Consider the following 25,752-nt stretch of genomic DNA (forward strand, 5'->3'; position numbering starts at 1 on the left):
GATGCCGTTCCCCAGAAACGAGTCATTACCTCTGGGCGGCTGAATTTCCTGCGACTCCCTGAAAAAAACAAGAGCAGCCGAACCGAGGTTGACTGTACCTAACGACTTCGACTCACATCAACAACATTTCGGCAACCTCCGAGAATACGCCTCGACTTGACTGGTTTTCGCCCGTCCGACATTTACCGCCGCGCGATCCGACCGAACTCAATTCCCTCTGTGGTAACCGATGTGAAGGCGGCCCGGTGCTTTGGCACGGGGGAGGTGACCGGGCCGCCCAGACCCTGCCCGCGACGCCGCGTGGCGGCGCGCGACAGAGCCCGCCTCATCCGGGCGCCGGACCTCCCGTCCGGACCGGCGCCGCCACGCGCCGCCCCTGCCGCCGGTTCCGCGTCGGCTCCCCCACCAGATCCTCCCAGGGTTTTTATACTTGTAAGTCTTACGCGTACAATAACTGTAGCCCGGACTCCTGTCGTTGTCACCACCGTCCCGGAGATCCCAGTACAACGCAGTGATCCGCCGGCGGTCGGAGCGCGGACGGACGGCTCCACGACTCGGTTGGGAGACAGGTATGAAGCCCCGGAACGGGCGTAGAGGCGGTGCGCGTCAGTCCGCGCCCCTGTCGCAGGAGACCATCGTCGCGGCCGCGCTGCACATCCTCGACAGCGAGGGACCCCAGCAGTTGACGATGCGGCGGCTCGCCAGGGAGCTCTCCATCACGCCGATGGCCCTCTACCACCACGTGCGCGACCGGCACGAACTGCTGCTCCTGCTCGTCGCCTCCCGCTCCCGGGGCCGTGAGCGGCCGATCCTGCCCGAGGACCCGCGGGAGAGGCTTCTGGCGGCCGCCCAGCTCCTCCACGACGTCCTCGCCCAGTACCCCTTCCTCCACGAGATCCTGGCCTCCCCCGACCTCCTGGCCGTCTCCTCGCTCTGGGTGATGGAGGCCCTTCTCGACGCGGCGGTCGAGTGCGGTCTCCCCCTCGAGGAAGCGGTCCGGGCGCACCAGGCCATCTGGCACTTCACGGTCGGCGTCCTGCTGATCCGCACGACCAGCCACCAGCACCATGCCGAACTGACCCGGCCCACGCAGCGCGAGCGGGTCTTCGCCACCCTGTCGCCCGACGACTTCCCCCGTGTGTCCTCGCTCGCCGACCGCTGGTCCTCGCTCACGGCGCGGGACACCCATCGGGAGGCCTTGGAGGACATCGTCGAGGGACTGCTCGGCGGGCGTCCGGCACACCCGGGAGAACACGGATGACCATCGACACGGCACCCATGATCGCGATCCTCGGCGGGTACGGGCGCGTCGGCGCCACCGCGGCCCGCCTCCTCGCCGACGAACACGGCTACCGGCTGCGGATCGGCGGACGCTCAGCCGACAGGGCCTGGCGGTTCGCCCGGACACTGGGCGACCGCGCGGAGGCCGCGGTGGTCGACGCCCGCGACAGCCAGGGCCTGATGCACTTCACCCGTGGCTGTGCCACCGTGCTCGACTGCTCCGGGACAGCGTTCTCGCTCCGCGGCCGCATCCGCGCCTCGGTCCTCGCGGCCGGCGTCCACTACGTCGGCATGACGGACGACGGCGGTTCCCGCACCCCGGAGGGGACCTGTTCGGCCGTGCTCTTCACAGGCCTCTCGGGCACCCTGGCCGGCTGGGTGCCGCGCTGGCTGGCCGACGGACTCGACTCCGCGACCCGCTTCAGCGGCTGGTGGGGCGGCCTCGGCGCCATCCCGTCCCATACGGCGGTCTCCTGTCTGCTCGGCAAGGAGCGGGCGGTCGACCTCCCCGGCGACGGGCCCGCCGCGGACCTCCGTACCTGTGACGGCGAAGGACCGTGGGGCGAGGAGGTCGCTCCCGTGCCACCGGGGTTGGCGTCGCCCCCGGCCCACGCCGTCGCCGTCCGGCACGTCCTCCCGGACGAGCTGCGGCAACAGGCGTACCTGCTGCGACTCCAGGACGCCCGCTGGCACGAGGTGCTCAAGGGCCCCGGTGTGCCCGCCTTTCTGGACCGGTTCGCCCTGCGCCGGCCTAGGGCGGGCCACGGCGGGGACCTCATGGCCGCCGCCCGGGAACTGGCCAAGGTGAGTGTGCGGGACGCGGCCGGGAGCTCCCCGTACCAGGTCCTGTACGGCACCCTCGACGGACTCACGGCCGACGGCGTCCCCGTGCGCAGGAGCGCGCTCCTGCACTGCACGGACGTGACCGGACTGGTGGGAGTGATCGCCTCGATCACCGCGCACGAGGTCACGAGGGACCGGGTCCCGTCGGGCGTCCACGCCATGGCGGCTACGCTGCCCCCCAGGGACACCGCCGACTGGATCGTGCGTCACCTTCCGCGGACCACCGCGCGGACTACAGAGGTCCCGGCCGGCGAGCCGGGCCTGATGACGACGTCGCCGGCCGCCAGGCGTCCCGGGTGAGGCCGCCGTCCGGTGGTGTGGCCGGGCGACCGCGGGCCGGACCGCCACCGCCCCACGAGCGACGGCCCACTCCGCACCCGGCACGAGCAACAGGAAGACACAGGGATGACGCCTCAGCCCCGACGCACCGGCAGAACCGGCCGCCCACCCCGCCTCTCCCAGGAAGCCGTCCTCACAGCGGCCCAGCACGTCCTGGACCAGGAAGGGCCGGAGCACCTGTCGATGCGCCGACTGGCGCAGGAGCTGTCGAGCACCGCGATGGCGCTCTACCACTATGTGCGCGACAAGGACGAGCTGCTGCTCCTGCTGCTCGAACGTCACGCCCAGCGGTTCCCGCGCCCCGAGCTGCCCGCCGATCCACGTGAGCGGCTGATCTCCGCCGCCCAGGCGCTGCACGACATCCTCGCCGAGTGCCCGTGGATCGTGGAGGTCCTCGCCTCCGACGACCTGATGGCCGTGTCCGCGCTGTGGATCGTGGAGAACATCATCGACGCCGGGATCCAGTGCGGATTCACCCCGGAGGAGGCCGTCTACGCCTACCGCGTCATCTGGTACTACACGGCGGGCGAACTCACCATCCGGGTGAACCGCGAGCGGCACCACGCGGAGCTCGGGCGGCCTCCGCACCGCGACAAGGCGTTCGCCGCCCTGACGCCGGAGGAGTTCCCCCGGCTCGCCTCGCTCGCCGACCAGTGGGACGAGATCACCACTCGGGACACCCACCGCGAGGGTCTGGTGGCGATCGTGGACGGACTGCTGTCGCGGACGCGGGCGACGCGGAAGGCGACGTGACCGGGGGCCCGGATCACCGGCCGGCCGTGGCACGGCGGTGATCCGGGCCCACGGCCCACGGGTTCGGTCAGGAGTCCAGGTGCGCGCGCAGGGCCCGTTTGTCGACCTTGCCGACACCGGTCATCGGCAGCCGTTCCAGGACCACCAGTTGGTCGGGCACCTTGTAGGCGGCGACCCCCCGGCCCTTGAACACCGCCTGCACGTCCCGCAGGGTCGGCGGGTGCGCGCTGTCCTTCGGCACGACGCACGCGCAGGTGCGCTCCCCCATCAGGGGATCGGGCAGGGCGAGCACGGCGGCACCGAGGAGCGGGAAGGCGGCGAGCAGATGCTCCTCCACCTCCAGCGTCGGTACCTTCTCGCCGCCCCGGTTGACGACGTCGTTGATCCTGCCGACGACCTCGAAGTCGCCCTCCGCGGTCCGACGCACCAGATCGCCCGTGCGGTAGAAGCCGTCCTCGGTGAACCGGGTGAGGTTGCGTTCCTGCGCGCGGTAGTAGCCGCGCAGGGTGTACGGCCCGCGGGTGAACAGCTCACCCGTCTCCCCGGGTCCGGCCTCTGTCCCGTCCTCCCGGACCACCCGCACCTCGTCGGCCGGTGACAGCGGTCGTCCCTGCGTGTGGACGATCACGCTCTCGGGGTCGTCGAGCCGGGTGTAGTTGAGCAGCCCCTCCGCCATCCCGTACACCTGCTGGAGGGTGCAGCCGAGGGCTTCCGGCACCTGGCGGGCCGTCTCCGGATCGAGCCGGGCACCGCCCACCTGGACCACCCGCAGCGAGGACAGGTCGTGCTCCGTCCACTCGGCCGCGTCGAGCCACAGCGGCACCAGCGGCGGCACCAGCGAGGTGATCGTCACTGCGGCCCGCGCGATGAGCGGGAAGCACACGTCCGCGGTGGGCGCCGGGGCGAGCACGGCCGTTCCGCCGGCGCGAAGTGTGCCGAGGACGCCGGGGCAGCCGAGCGCGAAGTTGTGTTCCACGGGCAGCGCCGCCAGATAGACGCTGTCCCGCCCGACTCCGCACAGCCGCGCGGTCTCCCTCAGCTGGTACGCGTAGTCCGCGTGGGTGCGCGGTATCAGCTTCGGCGGTCCGGAGGTGCCGCCGGACAGGAGGAACAGGGCGACGTCCTCGGGATCCGGCGGGCGCAGGGCGACGGGATCGGCGTCGACCGAGGACAGAGCGGTGTACGGCCCCGGGTCGCCGGCCACGAACACGTGCCGGAGGCTCTCCGTGCGGTCGAGCACCTCACGGGCGACGAGCCGGAAGTCACAGTCGAGCACGCGTTCCGGGCAGACGTAGGCCGCGGCCCCGGACGTGCCCACGAGATGGGTGATCTCGGTCGAGCGGTGCGCGGGCAGGGCGTACACCGGCAGGATGCCGGTCCGGAAGAGCGCCAGGCTCAGCACCACGAGGGACGTCTCGTTGGGGAGTTGCACGACGACCCGGTCGCCGGGCACCAGGCCCGCGCGCAGCAGGCCGGAGGCCATGCGGTCGGCCGCCCGGTCCAGCTCCTCGTGGGTCATGTCGCCGGCCGCCGTCACCAGCGCGGTCCCGGACCGCCGCTCCGGCGCGGTCCAGGTGCCGAGGACGTCCGTGTTCCAGTACCCCTGCTCCCTGTACGTGCGGGCCGCCGATTCCGGCCAAGGCACGCAGCCCTCCAGCATGGGGATCCTCTCTTTCTGTCCAACGGCGGAAAGGGGGTGTGCGGCCGGCGTCGTACGACGGTGCGTCACGGTGTGCACGGCCAGGCGGTGTCGGTCGCGGGCAACGCCGCCCGTACCCTCTCGAAGACGCGCGCAAGCACGGTCGCGCGCCGGGTCTCCAGATAGAAGTGGCCGCCCGTGAAGACCTCCACCTCGCAGGGCCCCGCGGTGACCTCGCACCAGGCGGCGGCCTCGTCCGCGGTGACCTCCGGGTCGTCGTCGGCGTACAGCACGGTCACCGGCATGTCCAACATCCCACCGGGCAGCGGGCGGTAGGTCTCGATGAGCCGGTAGTCGCTGCGGATCGCGGGCAGCAGGGCCGCCAGGAGCGCGTGGTCGGCCATGACGTCCCCGGCCGTGCCGCCGAGCCTGCTCAGGTCCGCCAGGAGTTCGGTGTCGGTGGCGCGGTGGAGGTCGCCGCCCCGGGTTCGCCGCGGGGCGGGTTGGCCGGAGACGAGGAGCGCCGCCGGCGGGTGGCCGGTCACGGCGAGCCTGCGTGCGGCCTCGTAGGCCACCGACGCGCCCATGCTGTGCCCGAAGAACACGGAGGACGCCAACTCCTCGCGGGTGAAGTCCCTGATCAGTGCGGGGACGAGGTCGTCGAGAAGGCCTTCCATGTCGGTGGCGGCCCGTTCGTGGAAGCGGTCGCCGCGGCCGGGGTACTGCACGGCGCGCACCTCGATGTCCCAGGGGGCGTCCAGGGCCCAGCCGCGATAGCCGCCCGCGGCCCCGCCGGCGTGCGGGAAGCAGACGAGCCGGGAGCGTGCGTGCGTGCGCCGGGAGAAGATCCGCGGCGCGGAGGACACACAGTGGTCCGCCGGGATCACAGCTCACCCTCCTCGAACTCCTCGACCGGGGCGCCCGCGTCCGGGTCCTCGCCCCGCCCGGTCCTCAGCTCGTTCACCAGCGCGGCCATTCCCGCCACGGTCGGGGCCCGCAGGACATCGCGCATGGGCAGCTCCACGCCCAGCCGGCCGCGTACCGCGGCCACCAGGCGGGTCGCCGCCAGGCTGTCCCCGCCGAGCGCGAAGAAGCCCGCGCCTCGCGCGGTGACGGGCGTGCCGAGGACGCGCGCCCAGAGTCCCGCCACGGCTTCCTCCACCGGACCCTGCGGGGGGTCCTCGACACCTTCGCCGAGGACTGTGGCGTGGCGGAGTGCCTGCTCCAGCCGCCGCCGGTCCACCTTGCCGTTGGCGCTCAGCGGCAGTTCGGCGAGGCCGGCGAGGGAGCCGGGGATCATGTGGGCGGGGAGCCGGTCGGCGAGCCAGGAACGGATCGCCGCCGGCTCGACGACATGTCCGGCCTCCTCCACGGCCGGACGCCGGGCGGTGATCAGTGCCACCCCGTCGGGTTCGCAGCGGGACACCTCACTACGGGTGAACCCGGCTCGTTCCAGTGCTCGCAGCCAGCGGGACGCGTCGGCGGCCTGGGACGGGGTGGGCACCGTCGGGACCGCGAGGGGGGTCGCCGTCTGCCTCGCGACGAGGAACAGCCGGCTGCCGGGCCTGCCCAGCAGGGCCAGCACCCGTGCGGCGGCGTCCGGATCCGGCTCGCGGCCCAGGGCGTCGTTGGCCACCAGGACGTCGAAGGCGGCGAGCCTCGACTCGGGTACGGCGAAGGTGTCCTGCCGGGCGGTCCGTACCTGGTGTCCGCAACCGGCGAGCCGGGCTCCGGCGGCGGCGACGCGGTCCTCCCGCTCGTCGAGCACCAGGTAGTCGACGGTGCCTGGCTTGAGCCGCTCCAGCAGTGCGGCCGCGGTCCGGCCGCCCCCGCCCGCCCACTCGGCGACGTCGAGCGGGCGGGCACCGTCGTCGTACGAGGCCTCCACGTCCTGTGCCACGGCGTCCAGGCAGGCGCCGACGCCGGGCAGTCGCAGCGCGAGCCCGTCGGGAGACAGGACGGGGTCGTCGGCCAGGGCGTCGGTGTCCGCCATGCCGGCGAGCACCGCCGTCAGCAGGGGCATCGCCCCGGTCCAGCCGTCCACGACCTGCTGGAGATGGCCGCCGGCGATCCGAGCGCGCAGTGCGCCGGCCCGCGCCCCGTCGCGGACCGTGCTCCAACGGGGGCCGCGGGCCACCGTCCCTGCCGAGCGGGTCAGGACCTGTCGTTCCCGGAGGAAGTCCAGCCAGCCGGAGAACAGTCGGCGGCCTCGCTGCGCCACGGGAAGCGCGCTCACCTCGACGGGCCGCTCACCGGAGCCGAGCAGGGGATCCAGCAGTGCCGCGAGAAGCGTCTCGGCCAGCTCCGCCTCCTCCTCGTGGGCCCGCCCCCGGCCGTCGGCGCTTCGCCGGGTCGGGGCGTCGGCGGTGTCGTGGGCCGGGGCCGGAACGGAGACCGGAGCAGGGGCGGTGCCCGGGACCGAGGCGGGCAGAAGGGCAACCGCGATCTCCCGCGTACGGTCTCCGACGACGGCGGCGAGGGCGTGGGAGACGGCGGGGTGGGTCTGGAGTACGGACTCGATCTCACCCAGCTCAACCCGGAAGCCGTTGATCTTGACTTGGTGGTCGATGCGTCCCAGGAACTCGAGCGTGCCGTCCGGCCAGTAGCGTCCCTGGTCGCCGGTGCGGTACCAGCGTCCGTCCGACGCACGGGGGAAACGTTCCCTCGTCAGCTCGGGGTCGCCTCGGTATCCCTGCGCCACGCCGGTCCCGCCGATCCACAGCTCCCCTGGCACCCAGTCCGGGCAGTCCCGGCCGTGCGGGTCGACGACCCGGAACCGCTGGTTGGCCAGCGGCCTGCCGTACGGGACGGAGCGCCAGTGCGCCGGCACGGCGCTCACCTCGTGGGCGTTGGACCAGATCGCGGCCTCGGTGGCGCCGCCGAGAGCGACCAGCCGGCACCGGCCGGCCGTGGCGCGGTCCAGCCGGCCGGGAAGGTCGAGGCCTATCCAGTCGCCCGAGAGCAGCGCGAGACGCAGGGGTGCCGGAAGGGGCGCCCCGTCGGCCGCGGTGAGGAGCATGTCCATCAGCGCGGGCACGGAGTTCCACACGGTGACCGCGTGGCGCTCGCAGAGGGCGAGCCACCGGTGGGCGTCCCGTCGGTCTCCCTCGTCGACCAGCACCAGGGCGCCGCCCACCGCGAGCGGGCCGAAGACGTCCCACACCGAGAGGTCGAAGTCCAGGGCGGAAACGGCCAGCACGCGGTCCGCGGGCCCCAGTCCGTACCGCTCGTCGACGTCCTCGACGGTGTTGACCGCGGCACGGTGGCTGACCTCGACGCCCTTGGGCGTACCGGTGGAACCGGAGGTGAAGATGACGTACGCGGTCCGGTCGACGGAGGTGGCCACCGGCGCGTCGAGCGGCGCCGCCCGGAGGGCCTCCGCGAGGGACAGGACCGGGATCGCGGGGCCGGTCGGCGGCGTCGCCCCGGTGCCGTCCAGGACGACCACGCTCTGGCTGAGTGCGTGGATGCGGTCCCGGCGCTCGGCGGGCTGGTCGACGCCGACGGGTACGTACGTGCCGCCCGCCGCGAGGATGCCGAGCACCGCCGCGATCTGGTCGGGACCCTTGGGCGCGGTGACGACGACCGGGCTGCCCGGCCCGACCCCCCGTGCGGCGAGCGCACCGGCCACGCGCAGTGCCCGGTCCGCCAGTTCGCCGTGGCTGAGACGGCCGTCCTCTCCCCACAGCAGCGCGGGATCCCCGGCCCGTTCGGCCGCCCGCTCGAAGAACGCCTGGTGCAGGAGACGACCGCTCTCCCGCCGGGTCACGGAGTTCACCTCGGAACGACATCGGACCTGGGACTCGGGCAGGGGTATGTCCGGCGGGAGGCTCCAGTCATGGGTGGCCAGCCGGCGCAGCAGGCTGGTGTACGCCGCGAACATCGTGGTGATCACACACTCCGGGAAGAGCGCCTCGACGGCGTCCCAGGCCAGCAGCAGGCCGCCCTCGCGGGTGCCGTACACCTGGTGGTCGAGCCAGACCTGGGGGGTCTGGGAGACCATCCAGGACAGCTCGCCGAAGCGGGCGGCGAAGTCGTCGGGCACCAGCGGGGCGTCGAGGTTGCAGGCGAAGACCACGGGCGCCGTACGGGGGGTTCCGGTGTCGGTGCGGACGAAGTCGCGCAGCACGTCGACCCCGGTGTACGCGGCGTGGCCGACGTCGTCGTGCAGGCGCAGCTGGATGGCGCGGGCCCGGTCGGCGAAGCCGGCGTCACCGGACAGGTCGACATCGAGGAGCAGCAGGCTGGTGAAGTCGGCCACGATGCGCTCGATGTCGGGGTGGAGGCCCTGATCGCGGTCGAACAGCGGGACGTTGAGCAGGAACCGCTGCTGTCCGCTCCATCGCGCGAGGATCTCGGAGAAGGCGGTGACCAGTAACGTGGCGGGCGTCAGGCCGTGTTCGGCGGCCCGGTGCCGAAGGGCCCGCCACTCCTCGGGAGTCAGGGTGTGGCTCCGTCGTACGAAGTGCGGCACGCCGATGTCGCCGGGGTCGACGGCCAGCGGCAAGGCAGGTCCGCCGGGGAGTTCCGGAAGGCGCCGCTGCCAGTACTCCCGTGCCCGCTCGCGCGCGGCCGCACGTGGGGCGGCGGTGTCGGCGAGGTACTGGGGGAAGGTGTACCGCGGGGCTGCGGCGCTCGCCGGGTCGGCGTAGAGCACCGCCAGGTCGGAGAGCAGAAGTCGGATGCTGTGCACGTCGGCGACCAGCAGATCGGCGTTGACATGGATGCGCTGCGTCCCGCCCGGGTGGAGGCTCAGCGCGACGTCGAACACCTGTCCCCTGGCGACGTCGAGCACCCGGTGGGAGAGACGTTCCCGCAGATCCAGCAGGGCGTCCTCGGCGGCTTGGGCCGGCAGCCCCGTCAGGTCGTGGACCGTCAGGCCCGGCCAGGTGACGTGCTCGGCGATCCGCTGTGTTCCGTCGTCCGCGAACGAGGCGCGCAGCATGGGATGCCGCCCGACCAGAGCGTGGACGGCCCGCTCGAGGCGGTCCGCCACCACGTTCCGGGTGTCGATCTCCAGATAGGCGTGGCACCCCACGCCGCCGAGGGGCCGGTCGGTGCCGCGGCCGATCCAGTACGCCTGCTGGACGGCGGTCAGCGGGAAGGGCACGTGCTCGTCCACGGGCGCGACCGGGCGGACCGCGGCCCCCGGCCCCGCCTCGGGCTCCTGCTCGCGCGCCGCCCCTCGGCTGGCCTCGCGCGCCGCCCCTCGGCCGGCCTCGCGCGCCGCCTCGCGGGAGGCGAGCAGGCGGTACCACGCCCGCAGCCGCGGGTCCTGGGCCATCTCGGTGAAGTCGACACCCGCGCCCCACCGGTTCATCCGGTTGACCAGGGACATCAACTGAAGGGACTGGAGCCCTCGTTCGAACAGGTTCGCGTCGTCGTCATCAGGGCCCAGCTCGACCCCGAGGAGCGCGGCGACCTCCTCCCGGAGATCTCCCGGCTTCCCTGCGGTACTGCGTGACATCCCTACCCCCGTGTGTCGAACGGTGTGCCGGATGAACGATCGCCATCGTGCCTTCAGGCCGCCGCGTGTGCGGCGATTCGCCAGAATTCGGCGTACCGGCCGTTGAGGCGGACGAGTTCCTCGTGCGTGCCCTGCTCGACGATCCGGCCGTCCTCCATGAAGACGATCAGGTCGGCGCTCTCGACGGTGCTCAGGCGGTGGGCGACCATGATCGTCGTACGGCCCGCCATGAGCCGGTCGAGGCCCTCCTGGACGGCCGCCTCGCTCTCCGGGTCGAGGGCCGAGGTGGCCTCGTCGAGCAGCAGCACGGGGGCGTCCTTCAGCAGGGCGCGGGCGATCGAGACCCGCTGCCGCTCGCCTCCGGACAGCGCGGCGCCGCCCTCGCCGACCTGGGTGGCCCAGCCGTCGGGAAGTCGGTCGACCACCTCGTCCAGGGACGCCGCCACGGCCGCCGCGCGCAGTTCCTCGGGCGTGGCGCCGGGGCGGCCGATGCGGACGTTGTCCTCGATGGTGCCTTCGAAGAGGTAGACGTCCTGGAAGACCATGGAGAGCCGGGACATCAGCTCCTCGCTGTCGATGTCGCGTACGTCCACCCCGCCGAGCCGGACCACGCCCGAGTCGACGTCGTGGAACCTGGCGACGAGCTGGAGCAGGGTGCTCTTGCCGGCCCCCGAGGCCCCGACGACGGCGACACGCCGGCCCGGCTCGACGTCCAGGGAGAGCCCGTCGAGCACACGGCGGTCACCGCGCCGGAAGCCGACGGATTCCAGTCGGACGCCGTGGTGAGCCGGAACGGCCGGCCGCTCGGCGTGTGGCAGCGGAGGCTCGGTCAGGACCGCGTCGATGCGCTCCAGTTCACCTCGGGAGACCCGCATGATGCCGCCCAGGTCGGCGAGGGACAGCAAGGGTTCGACGCAGCGTGCGGCCAGAACCATGATCGCCAGCAGCTCCGCGGCGCCGAGGCTGCCGTCCAGCGTCAGATACACGCCCAGGGCGAGGACGGCGGTCAGCACGGCCTGGACGGAGAAGGTGAGGCCGAGCATGCCCGGCACACCGCCGAGAGCCGCGCGCCGGCTGCTGCGCCACTGCTGGTGCAGCGCGTCGTCCAGGAGGCCGAACCGCTCGCCCGTCCGTCCGCCGGCGCGCAGCACCGGCTGGGCGCGGACGAACTCGACGACACGGCCGGCGGCCTCGTCGCTGCTCCGCGCCCGCTCGGTGTCCTGGCGGGCGGTCGCCTTCGACGTCCAGCGCTGCACTCCGGCGATCAGCGGGACGGCGACGAGACCGGCGAGGGCGAGGCGCCAGTCGAAGAAGAAGAGCATCACGACCACGGACAGCGGGGTCAGGGTCGCGTTGATCAAGGGTCGCAGCCGGTGGGCCGGTACCGACATGACCTCCATCACGCTGCGGCTGGTGAGCCCGGAGACCTCCCCGACCCGGCCGGGGGTGAACCACCCCAGCGGCAGTCCGGCGAGGTGGTCGCCGAGGCGGTGGTGCAGACCCCGGGACAGCTCACCACCGGTGCGGAACCCGGCCTTGTCGCTGAGGTAACCGAGCACGGAGGTCACGAGGACGGCCACGGCGAAGGCGGCCAGCCACGGCCAGGCGTCGTGCGCGTCGTCGTCGAGCAGGGCGCGGAGCAGCGGGATGAGCAGCGCGTAGGACAGGCCCTCCACGACGGCGCAGACGGACATGAGTGCGACGGTGCGCCGCAGGGGGCCGGAGTGCCGCTCCCCCAGGACCCGCAGCAGCAGCCTGATCATCGGTGGATCTCCCTCTTCTGGCCGGCACGCGTGCGCCGGGCACGCCACATGGCGGCGAACTTGCCGTCCAGGGCCATCAGTTCGCTGTAGGTACCGCTCTCCACGATCCGCCCCTCCTCCATGACCACGATCCGGTCGGCTCGGGCGACGGTCTCCAGCCGGTGGGCGATCACCAGTTGGGTACGGCCCCGGACGAGGTTCTCGAGGGCCACGCGGATCTCGGCCTCGGTCTTGGCGTCGGCGAAGGACATCGCCTCGTCCAGGACCAGCACGGGGGCGTCGATGAGCAGGGCGCGGGCGATGGACAGACGCTGCGCCTCGCCGCCGGAGAGCCCCACGTCCTCGCCGATCACGGAGTCGTATCCGCGGGGCATCGCCTGGATGCGCTCGTGGATGCCCGCGGCGCGTGCCGCCTGCTCGACGGTGGCGCGGTCCGCCTGCGGGACGGCGAGGGCGATGTTCTCGGCGATGCCGGCGCGCAGCAGCCGGACGTCCTGGAAGACGAAGGAGACGTGTCGGTAGAGCTGTTCGCTCCGGATGTCGCGAACGTCGACACCGCCGAGGAGCACGGAGCCGGTGGTCGGGTCGGCGAACCGCGGGACCAGTTGCGCCAGCGTGGACTTCCCGGCACCGGAGGGTCCGACGAGCGCGGTGGTGGTGCCCTCCTCGAGGACCAGGTCGATCCCCTGGAGCACGGGGCGGCCGGAGTCGTAGGCGAAGCCGACACCACGGAACTCCACGCGGGAGCCGTGCGGTTGGGCCGGCGTGACCGGCTCGGCCAGCGGAGGCACGTTCAGCATCATGCGGATCCGCTCGGCGGACCGTTCGGCGGCGTGCACGTTGTCCAGGCCGTGGCCGAGCGCGGCGATGGGGGCGGTCAGGGCGACGGCGAGCAGCGGGAAGGGCAGCAGGTCGGCGGGGGGCATGGCGTCGGCCGCGATCAGTGCGGTGCCGCCGGTGAGGACGAGCAGCAGGACGAAGGGCGGAGAGAGCACCAGGGCCGCCAGCGAGGCGAGACCCGCGGCACCCGCCACATAGGTGAGGAAGAAGTCGGCGAAGTCGTCCGCGGCCTTGCGGTAGCGCCGGTGGGCCTGGCCGCCGCCGCCGAAGGTCTTGACGACCGAGATGCCCTCGACGAACTCCACGGAGGCGGCACCGATGCGCCCCATGGCCTCGCCCATCCTGCGGCCCTCGCGCTGCCGGTCCTCGCTCTGTAGCCGCCGCTGGAGCAGCAGGCCGAGAAGGACCGGCACGAGTGCGACGAGCGTCAACCGCCAGTCCACCCAGGCGAGATACACGAAGGAGGCGAGGGGGACGACGACGGCGGAGGTCGCCTCGACGGGTGCGTGGGCGATCAGGTGGTGCAGTTGGTCGACGTCGCCCTGCACCACGCCGTTGATCTCGCCCGAGCTGCGGCGGGAGTACCAGCCGAGCGGCACCTTGCCGAGACGCCGGGCGAGCAGCCGTCGCAGTGACAGCTGGAGCCGGCCGTCGACGAGGTGCGCGATGCCGCCGGACGCGGCGGCGAGCACGACACGGGCGAGCAGCCCCGCGACACCGATCCAGACGGCGAGCCAGGCGGCGCCGTCGTCCACGGGCCCCGGTGCGAGCAGCACACGTCCGAGTTCGACCACCGCGATCAGCGGCGCGAGACCGGCGAGGGAGCTGACGATCTGGAGGACGAAGACGGCGACGAGGCTGGTGCGATAGGGGCGAAGCAGGCGCAGGAGCACCTGCCGGGAGGTCGGGGCGGCGCCTCCCGAGTCGCCCTCCGGGCCGCCGTCGTCGACCACCGTCCTGTCGTCGGCACGGCTGTGCAGACCCTCTGCCGTGGCCATGGGATTCCCCACCTTTCAGGCGCGACCGTCCGGCCCGGGAGCGGTCGGCGCTGCCACCACCGGACGGCAAGTTCCATGAGGACAGCAATAACTTTACACGTATAAGAACCCGCGTCGCAAGCGCCCGCGGAAGCGCCGCCGGGCCGCGCCCAGGGACCCCCGGCGCCCGCTCCAGCGGGGAAATGGCGGCCCGCAGTTTCCGTCCAGACGATGCCCAGAAGTGGCTGGAACGATCGTGTCAACCCCTGTCCGGGGCGGCCATGACCCTCACCACAGGAGAGCTGGGACGCGTGCGCTTCCTACTGTTGAGCGGGCTCGGGCCCGCAAACCTGAATTCGCCCTATCTGGAAGGATCGCTTTTCATGGCGGATCCCTCCGACGCGGCCCGCGAGATGCTCCGCAGGGCCGGAAGCCCGGACCTCGATCTGGGGCGCCTCGCCTTCACCCAGCACGGTCGGGAGTACGCCCTGCTCAGGCCGCGCGCGGCCACGACACCCCATCTGACGACCGTCACCCTCCTGTCGATCCTGGAGAACAGCGGCCACGGTTTCGAGCGCCTGGACCTGGCGGACGTCTGGGAGGGGCGCGCGAAGGCGCCCACGGGCGACGTCGACGTGGTGCTCCTGTCGACCACGTACATCTGGAACGGCCCGATCCTCGGCTCGGCCGTGCGGTGGGTCCGGGAGAACCTCCCCGGCACGCCGATCGTGACCGGCGGGCAGTTCACCAACCTGAAGTTCATGGCAGCCATGCGCGACTTCCCCGAGATTCTCGCGGTGGTGCGCGGCGACGGTGAGATCGCCCTGCCCAAGACGCTGGACGCGCTCGCGGGGCGGGGCGAGCTGAGCGCCGTACCGAACCTCGTGTGGCGCGACGGGGACAACATCCGCATCAATCCGGTCGAGTACGTCGACATCGACGAATTCCCCTCACCGCAGGTCCTCGGCGATCAGTCGATCGTCCCCTACGAGTCCATGCGGGGCTGTCCCTTCGACTGTAAATTCTGTTCGTTTCCCGCGGCTTCACCGAAATGGCGATTCAAGACCGCCGAGAAGATACGCGACGACTGGCTTTCCTATGCCGAACGGAACGGCGCGGACGTCATCTCGGCGATGGATTCGACCTTCACCATTCCACCGACCCGGCTGCGCCGTCTCCTGGAGATCCTCCCGGGTTCGGGTGTGCCGAGGTGGGAGGGGTTCAGCCGCGCCAACACGCTCAACTCGGCGGACGTGGTGGCCGGCCTCAGGGCCTCGCACTGCTTCCAGCTGCACATCGGTTTCGAGTCGATGAACGACGGCACCCTGAAGCGGATGAGCAAACGGGTCTCGGTCAAGCAGAACCGTCGGGCCGTCGAACTGCTCAGCCAGAGCGGGCTGTCGTACTACGGCCTCTTCATCGTCGGTTACCCGGGCGAGGACCCGGAGATGTTCCAGGACACCCAGGACTACCTCCTGCGGGAGTACTCGGGGCACTACGCGCTCTCCAGGTTCTCCATCACCGACGAGACCATGCCGCTCTGGCAGGACCGGGAGGAACTACAGATCGTGGCGGAGGACCCCACCGATCCCGCCTCGCCGTGGTCCCACATCGGCATGGACAGCGCACAGGCCGCCCGGTTGCAGAAGGAGACCCTCGACAAGGTACGGCTCACGAACGACAAGACCGTGCTCAGTCTCTGGCAGCACGACTACCAGCACTGGCTGATGCCCCGTCACGACCACTCCGCCAACATCGCCGTGGAGAAGTGCCTGGAGCGGATGGCCATGGCGCCTGTCGACTACCCAGACCTGGACGAGGGAGCCGCGGTCATCCGGGACAACCTTCACCGGCTCAAGGACTTCGGTGTCGAAGTCGCCGCGCCGGGGCGGCAGCTGTCCTGCGAACCGGTCTGACACCGGCGCTGCGGACACCGACGCGCGCCGGGAGCCCGCCGCGCGTCGGTGTCCGTCCCGGGGCATGTCACAGCACGCCTTCCTCCATGACCGGGTCCGCGCAGACTCCTTCCCCGGTGAGCACGTCGTCGGAGAAGGCGACGACCGTGCCGGGCAGCTGCCGCCGCAGGGCGTCCAGGACGCCTCGGGCCGGCAGCACCTGCGCGGCTGCGTGCACGCCCTCGGGGACGCGCCCCCGAGCCACCTCGCGGGCCGCGACCGCGCCCACCACGCCGGTCATCGCCGAACCGTCCTCGCCCCGGAGCACCACGCGGCGCACCAGGGTGCCGGTGCGCTCGGGCAGCTCCAGCACGCCGTACAGCACGTGGTACGGGGAGCGTCCCAGCGCGTCGAGCGTGCTGGCCCGCACCACGCCGGCCGCCTGCGCCTCCAGGTCGCCCGCCCGGTCGTCGCCGGCCCGGTAGCGGTTCAGCGCGTCGAGCAGGTGGGGGCCGTCGAAGCCGTTGTACCAGCGGGCCTCGGCGAGGCCCAGGGCGCGGGCCTGGCCCACCAGCTCCTGCGTGAGGTAGGGGTACACGGTGACCGGGTGCGGCACGCCCCCCACCGCGCGCTCCTCCGCGCCGCGCAGCGAGCCGGGCAGGACGTGCCCGTCGCGCCACCGGGCGCGCGGTGTGCCGTAACCGCGGTCCAGGCTCAGCAGGTAGTCCATGGCACCGGTCCGGGTGAACGCCCCGCGCGACACGTAGTACCCGGTGAACCGGGCGCCCCCCGGCGAGGGCCGCTCCTCGGTCAGGATCCGGGGCAGCAGTCCGGACAGGCCCGGCGAGAGACCGGCCGACAGGACCGCCGTCCGCTCACCCGCCGGAGCGGGGCCCGGGCCGCAGCCGTCCATCACGTCCACGTAGTCGGCGCCCGCGGCCGCTGCCGCCCGGCGCGGACGGTCGGCCAGTTCGTAGGCGGGGCCCGCGCAGTGGAGGACCACGTCGCAGCCGCGGGCGAACCGTTCGAGGCTCGCGTCGGACCGGGCGTCGACCTCCCTCACCTCGGCCGGCCCGCCGAGGGCGGCCGCGACGCGTGCCGCCGCCCCGACGTCCCGGCCGCCGATCCGCAGCCGGAACTCTCCCTCGGCCGCGAGTGCCCGGGCGGCGGCCGCGCCGACCGCCCCGTAGCCGCCGAGAATGCCGATCAGGGGCGCCTCGCCGCTCACCGGCCGTCCTTCCGCGCGAGCAACGCGCGGGCCACGGCCCCGGCGTTGGGCGGCTGGACGCAGGTGAAGTGGTCACCGGGCACGTCCACGACGTGCAGACCCTCGCCGCACACCTGCTGCCAGTAGTCGGTCATGTCACGGTGCATGCCGGGGAAGATCTCCGCCTCGCCCGTCTGACGGACGAACGTCGCGGGCAACTCGCAGGGCGTCGCCTCGTGCGAGGCGACGGACACGAGGCTGTGCTTGACGATGCGGTACAGCCTCGACAGCCGCTCGTCGGAACGGAGCCCGGCGTCCTCCACCGGCATCGACGCGCCGACGGCGCGCAGCCGCTCCTCCTGGGACCGCTCGGCGAGCGCCCGGAAGGCCCGCAGCGCTTCCCGTCCGGGACCGGTCAGGGCCGACTCCGGCCGGTCGACGAGGCTGCCCTGCGGGACCGTGTCCGTGAAGCGCTCGGTGGTCGCCCGCACGAGGTCGCGCGTCCCCGACTCGTCGCGGGGGTAGCCGAGTGCGACCAGGTCCGCCCGCATCAGCCGGGCGAAGATGTACTCGGCCAGCAGGTCGTCCTCCACGAGGTAGGGCACCCGGTAGCTGCTGATGATGGTGAGGCCGGTCACCTCGGCGCCGGCGGCGGTCAGCCGACGGGCGAGTTCGGGCACCAGCAGGCCGCCCATGCAGTAGCCGACGAGGTGGATCGGCCCGAGCCCGGCGGCGAGCAGGGTCCCGGCGTGCCGGTCGGCCAGCTCCGCCACCTGCGTGCGCGGATCCGCTTTCAGGAACGCCTCGATGTCGTCGACGACGAGACCGGCCAGGGGAAGCCGGTCCCCCAGTTCGCGGATCACGGCCCGGTAGGGGATGAGGGTGCCCGTCCCGTCGTGCACCAGGACCCGGGTGGCGGTGTCCGCCGTACCGGCGGCACCGTCGCTGATCCGGACCAGCGGGGAGGTGGGGGCGGCACCGGCGAGGCCCGGGACGCCGCCGCGCGTGGCCCCGAGGTGCTCGGCCAGCGCCGCCACGGTCGGCCGGTTCATCACCAGGCGCAGCAGGTCGTCCCATTCCAGGTCGGCGGCCTCGGGAAGGCGTTCGCGCATCCTGGTGACGAGCCGGGCCACGAGGAGTGAGTCGCCGCCGAGGTCGAAGAAGTTGGCGTCGCGGCCGACGAAGGTGACGGGCAGCACGTCCGTCCAGAGTCCGGCCAGGATCTGCTCCATGCCGGCGCGCGGCGCGTCACCGCCCTCGTCGGCCCGGCCCCGTGCGGCGGAGGCGGTCCACGCCTCCAGGCGGGCGCGGTCGACCTTGCCGTTGCCGGTGAGGGGTATGCCGTCCACGACCTGGATCTCGGCGGGAATCATGTACGGGGGAAGCCGGTCGGCGAGATGGGCGACGAGCGCCTCGGGCCGCAGCCGGGTGCGGTCGGCCTTGAAGCGGGACGCGAAGACGTGCTGGCCGATGCGGGACAGCGGGCTGTCCTCCTCGGGCAGGCAGAAGGCGACCTCGGCGTCGGCCTCGCGGAGCATCCGCAGCCACTGCTCACGTCCGAAGAAGGTCTGCCCCGTCTCGCGGCGCTCGTCCTCGAAGCCGTGGAGGCCGGCGTTGAACTCCATGGACGTCATGACGTGGTAGGCGTCGCGGGTCGCCTCGATGAAGACCAGCCAGCCGCCGGGGGCGAGGAGTTCCCGCAGCCGGGCGAGGACGTGCTCGGCGTGCACGGAGTTGTGCAGGACGTTGGCCAGCAGTATCACGTCGAAGGAGTTCGGGGCGAAGCCCTGGGCCCGGTGGTCACCGTTGAGGTCGAACAACCCGTAGCGGACCCAGGGGTGGTCCTGGAACTTCTCCTGGGCCGCGGTGAGGAAGAAGTGGGACAGGTCGGTGAACAGGTAGTCGACGTTCAGGCCGGCCAGTTCGGGCACCAGGACCGTGCTCGTGCCGCCCACCCCGGCGCCGATCTCCAGGAGACGGAGCGGTTCGGGGCCGTCGTGCCGCCGGGAGATCTCCCGCATCGCGGACACCACGACCGCGTTGTTGTGGCGACTGATCAGGTTGTCGCGGTACGCCGCCTCGGCGGTCTCCAGGCGACCCTCGGGGAAGAGCAGGGTCTTGAGGTCGATCTCGTTGCGCACGAGCGGGGCGAGGTTCTGCTCGGAGACCCGGTGGTAGCGCAAGAGTTCGGCACCCCACCGGGTCCGGGACTCGAGCGCGTCGATCCGGGTCAGGACGGCCTCGTGCTCCCCGGGTGCGTCCTCGCGCAGTTCGCGGTAGCGGCCGGTGTCCGCGTCCTGTATCACCCGGCCCTCCCCCTCCAGGGCGGTCAGCCAGCGCCGTACGAGGTAGTGGTTCTCGGGGGCCGCGCCGACGGCCTCGATGATCTCCTCGGCGGTGTGCCCGGCCGTGGCGTCGGGGAAGAGCCCGCAGGACCGGAAGAGGGCCGCCATCGACTGGAGGGCGGAGAGGTCGAGCAGGTCGACCATCTCGGCCACGTCCTCCGCCTCGACCGCGCGGACGGCTTCGCCGACGCTCGTGGCCGCCTGGTTCCGGAGCACGGTGGGAAGGGCGGGTGCGGCGGTCCGCGCGGGCTCGGCGAAGGCGACGAGCCGACGGGCGGTTCCCTCGCCCTGGACGATGGCCGCGGCGGTCTGCACGCCGGGACAGGTCTGGAGCGCCGCCTCGACCTCGGCCAGCTCGACGCGGTGGCCGTTCAGCTTCACCTGGCGGTCGACACGGCCGAGGAACTCGATCGCGCCGTCGTCCAGGCGGCGGCCCATGTCGCCGGTGCGGTACAGCCGTTCGCCGGTGACCGGATGCGTCACGAACCGCTCGGCGGTGCGTTCGGCGTCGCCGAGGTAGCCGAGGGCGAGGCCGGCGCCGGCGATGTAGAGCTCGCCGGTGACGTGGGCGGGGCACTCGCGCAGGAACGTGTCGAGGACGTGGAAGCGCTGGTTGGCCAGGGGCTTGCCGTACGGGATGCTGCGCGCCCCGGGGTCGACCGTGGTGATCGGATGGCAGATCGACCAGATGGCCGCCTCCGTGGCGCCGCCGAGGCTCACCACGTTCAGCCCGGGGACCCGGCGCCGAACGGCGTCGGGGAGGGTGACGGGTATCCAGTCGCCCGACAGCATCGCCAGCCGCAGCCGGGAGACGTCCGCACCGGGGTCGGTGCGGAGGTACTCCTCCAGCATCTGCATCTGCGCGGGGACGGAGTTCCACACGGTGACGGCGTGGTCCGCGAGCAGTCGCGCCCAGTGTCCGGGGTCGCCGTGGCGCGCGGCGTCGGGCAGGACGAGCGCGCCACCGGTCGACAGGGGGCCGAAGACGTCGTAGACCGACAGGTCGAAGCCGAGTTGGGCCAGTCCGAGCACGCGGTCGTCGGCGGTCACCGAGAAGCGGGTGTTGATGTCGTCGACGGTGTTGAGCGCGGCGGCGTGACTGATCATCACGCCCTTGGGGGCGCCGGTGGAACCGGAGGTGTAGATGACGTACGCGAGGTCGTCGGGCGCTGCCCGGTGGCCGCGGTCCGCCCGGTCCCGCGGGTCGACGGGGTCGAGGGTGTCGACGGTGACCGCGTGCGTCCCCTCCGGGAGGTCCAGGGAGGGCAGCAGCGAGGACCGGGTGAGCACGAGGTGGGCCTCGGCGTCGTCCAGTACGGCGTTGCGGCGCAGCGCCGGCTGTGTGGTGTCCACGGGCAGGTAGGCGCAGTCGGCGAGCAGCACGCCGAGGACGGCGACGATCTGTTCCCAGCCCTTCTCCATGACGATGCCCACGCGTTGTCCCGGCCGGCCGCCGACGCCGAGGACTGCGTCGGCCACGGCCCGTGCCCTGCCGAGGAGTTCGGCGTAGCTGAGGCTCCGCGAGGGGGTCACCACCGCGGTCCGGTCGGGGGTGCGTTCCGCCTGCTCGACGACGGCGGTGTGCAGGAGCTGGTGACGGCGCGCGGCGGCGGTGTCGTTGGCGTCGGCCACACGTCGCGTCTGGCGGGCGGGCAGGCCCAGCGGGTCGGCGTCCTCCCAGGCGGTGGGGGTGTCGAGGAGCCGCGTCACGAGATCCGAGAAGGCGGCGAACATGTCGTCGACCACGCCCTCGGGGAAGACGCCCTCGCGGACGTCCCAGTGGGCGAGGAGCCCGCCGCCGTCGTTCATGACCTGGCAGTCGATCCAGACCTGGGGGGTCTGGGTGATGCCGTGGACCAGCCGGCCCCCGGGCATCAGCGAGAGCCCGGACTCGGCCCCCTCCGCCCCCGCCGAGCCGCTGACCGTACTGGTGAAGGTGACCGGCAGCAGTGCCTCGGCACGCCCGCGGCGGCGGGCCAGCTCCCGCAGCACCTCGACGCCCGAGCAGAGGCCGTGGTCCATGTCCTCCCAGAGGCGGGCCTGCACGGTCCGCATGCGGTCGACCAGCGTCGTTCCCTCGGTGAGGTCCACGCAGAGCAGGCTCGTGGAGCTGAAGTCGCCGACGACACGGTCGACGTCGGGCCGCAGCGGGAGCCGGTTCTGCACCGTGAGGCTGAGGGTGAAGCGGGGGTGGCGGCTCCAGCGGCCGACCGTCTCGGCGAAGGCCTGGAGGAGGACGCCGGACGCGGTCACTCCGGCCTCGGTGGCGCGGCGGGTCAAGGTCTCCCACTGCGCGGGCGTCAGCCGCAGCCCGTGCCGGGTGAAGCGCGGCGGGGCGCTGAGCGAGTCGGAGCGCAGCGGCAGGTCGGGGGCGGCGGGCAGGTCGTCGATCCGGGACCACCAGTAGTCTCGGTCCCGCCGGTAGCGGGTCCCCTCGGGCACCGCGCCCGCGGCGAGCACGTAGTCACGGAAGGTGGTGCCCAGCGGCTCGGGCCGCCGGGCGCCCGTACACAGCTCCCCCAGCTCGGTGAGCAGCAGCCGGATACTGCTGTAGTCGCAGATGAGCAGGTCGACGGCCACGTGCAGGACCAAGGCCTCGTCGGTGTCGGTGGCACGCAGTTCGAACAGGGGCCACTGCTCGGTCGGGCGCACCTGGTGCGACATCTCGTTCCGGGTCGCCGCCAGCGCGCACTCCCGGACCTCGTCGGCGGCGCCGCGCAGGTCCTCGCGACGGATCCGGTAGCGCGGAACCTCCGGCAGCACCCGCTGGTAGCCCTCGGCGGAGACGACGGCACGCAGCATGGGGTGACGCAGGATCAGCTCGTTCCAGGCCTCCTCGATCCGCTCGGCGCCCCAGTGCGGGAGAGCGATCTCCAGATATCCGTGGCAGGCCACGCCGCCGTAGTCGAACGCCCCGCTCCGTCCGAGCAGATACGCTCCCTGAACATCCGTGAGGGGGAAGGGTTCGTGTGCCGCCGCGGGATCGGCGACGACGGTGGGCCCGTACTCCTCGGCCCTCAACAGGGCGAGGACGGCGTCGCGGTGGGTACGGAGCGTCTCCAGGCGCTCCGCTGTCATGACCCCTTGTGGCGTGCGATAGCGAAGCTTCCCCCCTCCTCGTACATCACCACTCCGGCCGCCTTCAGTTCGGCCACGAACTCCCCGACATTCATGATCCGTTGCCCTTCCTCGCCCTGGTGTGCACACCCAGCCGAAACAGCCACGCGAGATGCCAGCCTCGTGCATGGGCACTGGCGAAGTTCTGGATGTCCGTCCCAGTGACGCCGTCCTCGAGGTCACGCCCGGCAGGATGCGGACGGGGGTCGCCGGGCGCGTCTTTCGGATCGCTCCGTGGTCCGCACCGCTCGGCCGGGTGCCCGCGGTCCGGGGGCCACGTGGTGTGCGGCCCGCCCTGTGCGGACGGCCTCGCACGTAGGCACAGGCCGCCCGCCAGGACCGCCGACCGGGGTCCCGCTCGGGTACCCGACGGCCTCCGGGCGCGGCTGGGCGAGCGTGGTCCGGGCCGTCCTCGCCCGGTCCTGACCACCTGCGACCGGGCGCGGGAACGGCTACGGCTCGGAGGAGGGCTCCGCCGGAGCCGTCAGCAGGGTGAGGTGGGCGAGGTCGCCGGGTGGGGGCGTCGTCACCGACCACAGCGGGGCGGCACTCCCGTCGGCGACGGCGGCCGGGGCGTCGGTGAGGTTCATCCGCTCGCGCAGCCGGCCGTAGAAGTCCGTCGGACCGAGCCGGACGGCCCGCAGCCTGCGCGGCGCCGCGTAGACGCCGATCCAGTCGCCCGGGTCGAGGACGCCGCGCAGCTGGCCGTCGATGCTGACGGCTGCCCGGCCCGACCGTTCGAGGACGCGCAGCCCGACGGGCTCGTCCGGCGCCGTCACCACCGACCGGTCGAACGTCATGTGCGGGGCGACCGGGGTGAAGACGAGGACCTCGGCGCGCGGCGAGACGACGGGGCCGCCGGCGGCGAAACTGTAGGCGGTCGAGCCCGTCGGCGTCGCCACCAGCAGCGCGTCGGCGGAGTAGGAGGCGAGGAGTCGTCCGGCGACGTAGACGCCGACGGACACCTGGCGGTCGCGCGACAGCTTCTCCAGCACGATGTCGTTCAGCGCGAACACGTGCAGGGGGATGCCCCACTCGTCGTCGACCTCGCAGTCCTCGCGCACCCGGGGCGGCGGCAGGAGCGGCCCGCGCCCGTACTTCAGCAGCGCCTCCATCTCCTCGGGCACCTCCAGCCGGCGCGACGCGCGCATCGTCAGCAACAGCCGGCTCTCCACGGTGAGCCGGTCCTCCCGTACGGCGTCCAGGGCCGTACGCACCTCGGCGACGGGTACCTCGGTCAGGAAGCCCACGCGGCCCAGGTCGACGCCGAGGACCAGGGCGTCGTTCTCGGCGGCCAGCCGGGCTCCGCGCAGGAACGTGCCGTCGCCGCCGAGGGTGACGACGAGGTCGGGGTTCCCGGCGGCCTCGACCTCCTCCCCCGCGCTGTGCCGCCCGCCGTCCCGCCACACGTCGATGTCCGAACACGACACGGAGTGCTCCGCACACCACGCGCGGACGACGCGGGCGGCCTCTCCGGCCTCCGGGCGCCCTCCGTGCACGACGAGTCCCAGCCGACCCACCGTCATGTCAGCCTCCACATCACCTCGCGGGAGGCCAGCAAACACCGTCGGCGCCGGGCCGCCACGCGTGCCACGCCGCCGCTGTCCGCCAACCGCGGCCCGGAGTCCTGAGTCCTGAGTCCTGAGGTCAGCGCGTGCGTGCCGTGCCCACCGCGCTCAGGGCGCGCAGGGCCGCCTGTTTCAGGGCGGGGTGGTCGCGGACCAGGCGGTGCGCGGCGCGTACGGGTTCGCGGCGGAGCCAGTGCAGGGCTGCTCCCGGTCCGGTCGTGCGCAGCGCCCCTTCGTGGACCAGGAGGTCTCCCGTCTTGAAGGAGTCCTTGTACGCCGCCTCACCCCGGCCGAAGTCGAAGAGGCGGATGCCGGAGGCGGCGGCGGTCTCGATCATGCGCAGGTAGAGGACGCGGCCGGGCGAGTAGGTGGCGAGGGCGCGGTCGTAGGAGGGGAACCAGCAGGAGAAGACGGTGCGCGAGCGCAGGCCGAAGTGGGCGGCGACGGGCCGGTCGGCGGCGTAGAGCACCGAGAGGACGCCGGAGCAGTGCGGGGCGGCGGTGTCCGCGAGGAGGTGGACGAGCCGGGTGATCCAGGGCTGGGCGAAGGGGTCGCGGCGGCCGGTGCGCCGGTAGTGGGCGGACTTCCAGGCGATGAGGGTGCGCAGGGCCCCGGGATCGTGTTCGTCGTGGACGAAGCGCAGGGGGCCGAGGTTGCGGGCCATACGGCGCTCCTGTGCCCTGGCCGTCTTGAGGAAGCCGCGCGCGGTCTCGCGCAGGTGCCGCTCGTACCACTCGAAGCCAGGGGTGAGGTCGACGACGGGCGAGGCGAACTGCTCGGTGGCGTACGGCAGGAACAGGTCCTGACCGCTTTCGAGGTGGTTGAACTCCCAGGCGTTGAGGGAACAGGCGCGCATCAGGTACTGCGCCTCCAGGTGGACGTCGGGCTGGAGTACGGCGCCCTGGCAGTCGGAGACGCCCAGTCCGACCGCACGGCCGTAGCCCCAACGTCCGCGCTGGTGGGGGAAGTAGCCGACGGGCCGCCCTCCGCGGCGCAGGACGGCCACCCGGGTGTCGGGCCGGACCCGGCCGACGGCCTGGGTGAACTCGGCGCTCATGAAGGGATTCGCGACGGTCGCGGTCGTGGTGCGCAGGTCGTTCCACGACGCGAGGTCCGTGGGGGCCAGGTCCCCGGGGTGGACGAGGTCGATACGCGGTGTGGTCATGCGGACTCCTGGTGTCGCGGGGAGTGGGCGGCGCGGCCGACGGAAACCTTGCCGCCCCGTCCCTTCCGGCCCGTCCATGATCCGCGAGAAACGTGACCGCCGTTTCCGGAACGGGAAGATTGCCGCATATGAACGTTCAGCCGAAGACTCGCGGGTACGGGTGAACGGCCTCGGGGACCCGGGTGGGCGAACGGCTTCGCGGTGCGTTGCGGGCAATCGGCGTCACCCGGCCGGCCGGAAACGGTGACGAGGCCGCCCGCCGGCCGACGCGGCAGGCGTCACCGGCAGGCTCAGCGCGTCACCGTCACCGGCAGGCTCAGCGCGTCACCGGTCGGCTCAGAAGGCGCCCATGCGGACGAGCCACTCGTCGTCGTCGAAGTCGTTCCTCGCCGGGTCGATGACGTTCGACGGCTTCTCCTCGACCATCTCGGCCGGGGTGATCCGCTCCGGCAGTGCGCCGAACCGGGCGCGGCGGGCCGCCTCCGCGGCGTCCGGGACGTTCTCTTCGTGCGCCATCTCATCCTCCGGGGGTTCGGACGTGCACTGCGGTTCG

General features: G+C 72.6%; 14 protein-coding genes. 4 read left to right on the top strand and 10 right to left on the bottom strand.

Features of this window, described 5'->3' with window-relative positions; translation table 11 throughout:
- The first annotated feature begins 571 nt into the window (after nt 1–571).
- The 3 genes from ACZ5Y0_RS24360 (at nt 572) to ACZ5Y0_RS24370 (ending at nt 3,216) form a co-directional block, all read left to right on the top strand.
- On the top strand, nt 572–1,261 hold the full coding sequence (locus tag ACZ5Y0_RS24360) for a TetR/AcrR family transcriptional regulator (RefSeq protein ID WP_469130794.1): 690 nt from the start codon (nt 572–574) through the stop codon (nt 1,259–1,261).
- Nucleotides 1,258–2,424, top strand: coding sequence for a saccharopine dehydrogenase NADP-binding domain-containing protein (locus ACZ5Y0_RS24365; RefSeq protein WP_469130795.1), 1,167 nt, complete (start codon nt 1,258–1,260; stop codon nt 2,422–2,424). The genes ACZ5Y0_RS24360 and ACZ5Y0_RS24365 overlap by 4 nt, the downstream gene beginning before the upstream one ends.
- Before the next feature lie 105 nt (nt 2,425–2,529).
- Nucleotides 2,530–3,216 (top strand): TetR/AcrR family transcriptional regulator, encoded by a 687-nt coding sequence (locus ACZ5Y0_RS24370; RefSeq protein ID WP_469130796.1) that lies wholly within the window; start codon nt 2,530–2,532, stop codon nt 3,214–3,216.
- A gap of 67 nt (nt 3,217–3,283) precedes the next feature.
- Here ACZ5Y0_RS24370 and ACZ5Y0_RS24375 read toward each other — a convergent pair whose 3' ends face one another.
- From ACZ5Y0_RS24375 to ACZ5Y0_RS24395, 5 genes are all read right to left on the bottom strand, one after another.
- Nucleotides 3,284–4,876, bottom strand: a complete 1,593-nt coding sequence (locus ACZ5Y0_RS24375; RefSeq protein ID WP_469130797.1) for a (2,3-dihydroxybenzoyl)adenylate synthase — start codon at nt 4,874–4,876, stop codon at nt 3,284–3,286.
- Nucleotides 4,877–4,941: 65 nt separating this feature from the next.
- Nucleotides 4,942–5,742 (bottom strand): thioesterase II family protein, encoded by an 801-nt coding sequence (locus tag ACZ5Y0_RS24380; protein WP_469130798.1) that lies wholly within the window; start codon nt 5,740–5,742, stop codon nt 4,942–4,944.
- The gene (locus tag ACZ5Y0_RS24385; RefSeq protein ID WP_469130799.1) at nt 5,739–10,322 is read right to left on the bottom strand and encodes a non-ribosomal peptide synthetase; all 4,584 of its coding nucleotides are present in this window, start codon (nt 10,320–10,322) and stop codon (nt 5,739–5,741) included. Before ACZ5Y0_RS24385 ends, ACZ5Y0_RS24380 begins: the two co-directional genes overlap by 4 nt.
- A 53-nt stretch (nt 10,323–10,375) precedes the next feature.
- Nucleotides 10,376–12,085 carry an ABC transporter ATP-binding protein gene (locus ACZ5Y0_RS24390; RefSeq protein WP_469130800.1) on the bottom strand — a complete coding sequence of 570 codons (1,710 nt, stop codon included), beginning with the start codon at nt 12,083–12,085 and terminating at the stop codon, nt 10,376–10,378.
- Entirely contained in the window at nt 12,082–13,923 is a 1,842-nt protein-coding gene (locus tag ACZ5Y0_RS24395; protein ID WP_469130801.1) for an ABC transporter ATP-binding protein, read from the bottom strand. The genes ACZ5Y0_RS24390 and ACZ5Y0_RS24395 overlap by 4 nt, the downstream gene beginning before the upstream one ends.
- Before the next feature lie 362 nt (nt 13,924–14,285).
- On the opposite strand from ACZ5Y0_RS24395, the gene ACZ5Y0_RS24400 reads away from it, so the two are divergent.
- Entirely contained in the window at nt 14,286–15,818 is a 1,533-nt protein-coding gene (locus ACZ5Y0_RS24400) for a B12-binding domain-containing radical SAM protein (protein WP_469130802.1), read from the top strand.
- A 67-nt stretch (nt 15,819–15,885) separates the two neighbouring features.
- Here ACZ5Y0_RS24400 and ACZ5Y0_RS24405 read toward each other — a convergent pair whose 3' ends face one another.
- The 5 genes from ACZ5Y0_RS24405 to ACZ5Y0_RS24425 form a co-directional block, all read right to left on the bottom strand.
- On the bottom strand, nt 15,886–17,025 hold the full coding sequence (locus ACZ5Y0_RS24405) for a saccharopine dehydrogenase NADP-binding domain-containing protein (RefSeq protein WP_469130803.1): 1,140 nt from the start codon (nt 17,023–17,025) through the stop codon (nt 15,886–15,888).
- Nucleotides 17,022–22,427: a non-ribosomal peptide synthetase gene (locus tag ACZ5Y0_RS24410; RefSeq protein WP_469130804.1), complete on the bottom strand. Its 5,406-nt coding sequence runs from the start codon at nt 22,425–22,427 to the stop codon at nt 17,022–17,024. Before ACZ5Y0_RS24410 ends, ACZ5Y0_RS24405 begins: the two co-directional genes overlap by 4 nt.
- A 491-nt stretch (nt 22,428–22,918) precedes the next feature.
- Nucleotides 22,919–23,992: an NAD(+)/NADH kinase gene (locus ACZ5Y0_RS24415; RefSeq protein WP_469130805.1), complete on the bottom strand. Its 1,074-nt coding sequence runs from the start codon at nt 23,990–23,992 to the stop codon at nt 22,919–22,921.
- Nucleotides 23,993–24,113: 121 nt separating this feature from the next.
- On the bottom strand, nt 24,114–25,199 hold the full coding sequence (locus ACZ5Y0_RS24420; RefSeq protein ID WP_469130806.1) for a GNAT family N-acetyltransferase: 1,086 nt from the start codon (nt 25,197–25,199) through the stop codon (nt 24,114–24,116).
- A 336-nt stretch (nt 25,200–25,535) separates the two neighbouring features.
- Nucleotides 25,536–25,715: a hypothetical protein gene (locus ACZ5Y0_RS24425; protein ID WP_469130807.1), complete on the bottom strand. Its 180-nt coding sequence runs from the start codon at nt 25,713–25,715 to the stop codon at nt 25,536–25,538.
- Nucleotides 25,716–25,752 lie beyond the last annotated feature (37 nt).

This window comes from Streptomyces sp. NPDC033216 (assembly GCF_055577115.1).